2 protein-coding genes are annotated in these 1,829 nt (G+C 73.8%); one reads left to right on the forward strand and one right to left on the reverse strand.

Annotation, left to right across the window (positions count from 1 at the left end; all coding sequences use genetic code 11):
• Nucleotides 1-501, reverse strand: a 501-nt coding sequence (locus tag GRC12_RS44100) for an FAD-binding oxidoreductase (RefSeq protein WP_208786043.1), incomplete at its 3' end; no start/stop codon positions are given.
• Between the two features lie 225 nt (nucleotides 502-726).
• Here GRC12_RS44100 and GRC12_RS44105 point away from each other — a divergent pair.
• On the forward strand, nucleotides 727-1,829 hold a 1,103-nt coding region (locus tag GRC12_RS44105; RefSeq protein ID WP_244374698.1), incomplete at its 3' end, for a sensor histidine kinase.

Genomic DNA, 1,829 nt, shown 5'->3' on the forward strand with positions numbered 1-1,829 from the left:
CACAGTGACGACGTCCAACGCCCGCACACTGTCCGCCGTCGTCCCCCAGGCCACCGAGTGCGAGCCGCAGGAGTTGTTCCCGATCATCCCGCCGAGCGTGCACCGGCTGTGCGTCGACGGATCCGGCCCGAAGCGCAGCCCGTACGCGCCGGCGGCCTCCTGCAGACGGTCCAGTACGAGCCCCGGCTGCACGACGGCCGTACGCGCCTCGGGATCGATCGACACCAGTTGGTTCATGTGCCGGGTGAAGTCCAGCACCACACCCACGCCCGTCGCCTGCCCCGCGATCGAGGTGCCCCCGCCGCGCGCCACCACCGGCACCCCGTGCTCCCGGCACACCGCCAGCACCGCCGCCACGTCCTCGGCGTCCCGGGGAGCCACCACCCCGAGCGGCACCCGCCGGTAGTTGGACGCGTCCATGGTGACCAGCGCCCGGGACGTGACGTCGAAGCCGACCTCACCCCGGACGACCGCGCGCAGCCCCGCCTCGAGATCCGTCATGCACCCAGCATGCATCCCACCACTGACAGTGACGACGGTGCCGCCGACCCGGACTTCGCCGGAATCCGTGAACGCCTCCAGAACCTTCCCAATTCGATCACGAACTCCCATATAGTGACCGCCAGTTGAGCATCTGGTGTCGCTACTCGCCAGGGACCCGACCGGAACGACCGGCACGACCAGCACGACCGGAACGACCGAGCACCCCGACCGAGGACCCGATTCATGACCGCCCCCACCGAGCGCCCCGCCCTGCGCGCCGTCGCACCCGTCCCGCTGCTCACCGCCCTGCTGGCCGCGCTCGCGGTGGCCGGCGCGGTCGCCCGCGTACGGGAGTCCGAGCGTGTCCCGGTCGCCGTCGGCGCGGGCGCGGGCGCGGTCCTGCTCGTCGTGGCCGTGGCCGTGGCCGCCCACGCGGTCCAGACGGCCCGCCTGACCCGGCGCCGGCTGGAGGCCCTCACCGCGGACACCGGACGCCTGCTGCAGGACCGGATCCGGCAGAGCGCGGAGTTCGACCAGGAGCGGGTACGGCTCACCGAGGAACTCACCCGTGAACGGGCCCGCCTGGCCGCGGAGTACACCCGGGACCGCGCTCGTCTGGCCGCCGAGAACGAACGCCTGGCCGAACAGGCGCGCCGGGCCGAGCACGACCGGTCCGCCGCCCTCGCGGCCACCGCCAACGCGGCCAGCCGGATGCAGGCACTGGCCACCGGCACCCTGGCCGACCTCCGCGCGATGGAGGAACGCCACTCCGACGAGGACGTCCTCGCCGACCTGCTCCACCTCGACCACCGCACCGCGCAGGCGGGCCGGCTCGCCGACTCCGTCGCGGTCCTGGCGGGCGCCCGCTCCGGCCGCCGTTGGGCCCGCCCGATCGCCATGGAGTCGATCCTGCGCGGCGCGATGGGCAGGATCAGCGGCTACCAACGCGTGCGCGTGCACTCCGCCAGCGAGGCCGCGGTCGCCGGACACGCCGCCGAGGGCGTGATGCACGCGCTCGCCGAACTCCTCGACAACGCGGCCAGTTTCTCCCCGCCGACCGCCGAGGTGCACGTCTACGTCGAGGAGGTCCCGGCCGGCGTCATCGTGTCCGTCGAGGACAGCGGCCTGGTCATGAGCGATGTGCAGCTACGCCGAGCCGAAAAGGCGGTCTCCGGCGACACGGAGGGCCTCGGCGGCCTCTCGGGCACACGCCTGGGCCTGGCGGTGGTGGGCCGCCTGTCCCGCAAGCACGGCCTCAAGGTCTCCTACCGCCCCTCCGCCCGCGGCGGCACAGGCGTCCTGCTGCTCGTCCCCCAGGACATCCTGGCCCCCACCCAGCCGGAGCC

The sequence above is a fragment of the Streptomyces griseorubiginosus genome (assembly GCF_017614965.1).
GTDB lineage: Bacteria > Actinomycetota > Actinomycetes > Streptomycetales > Streptomycetaceae > Streptomyces > Streptomyces griseorubiginosus_B.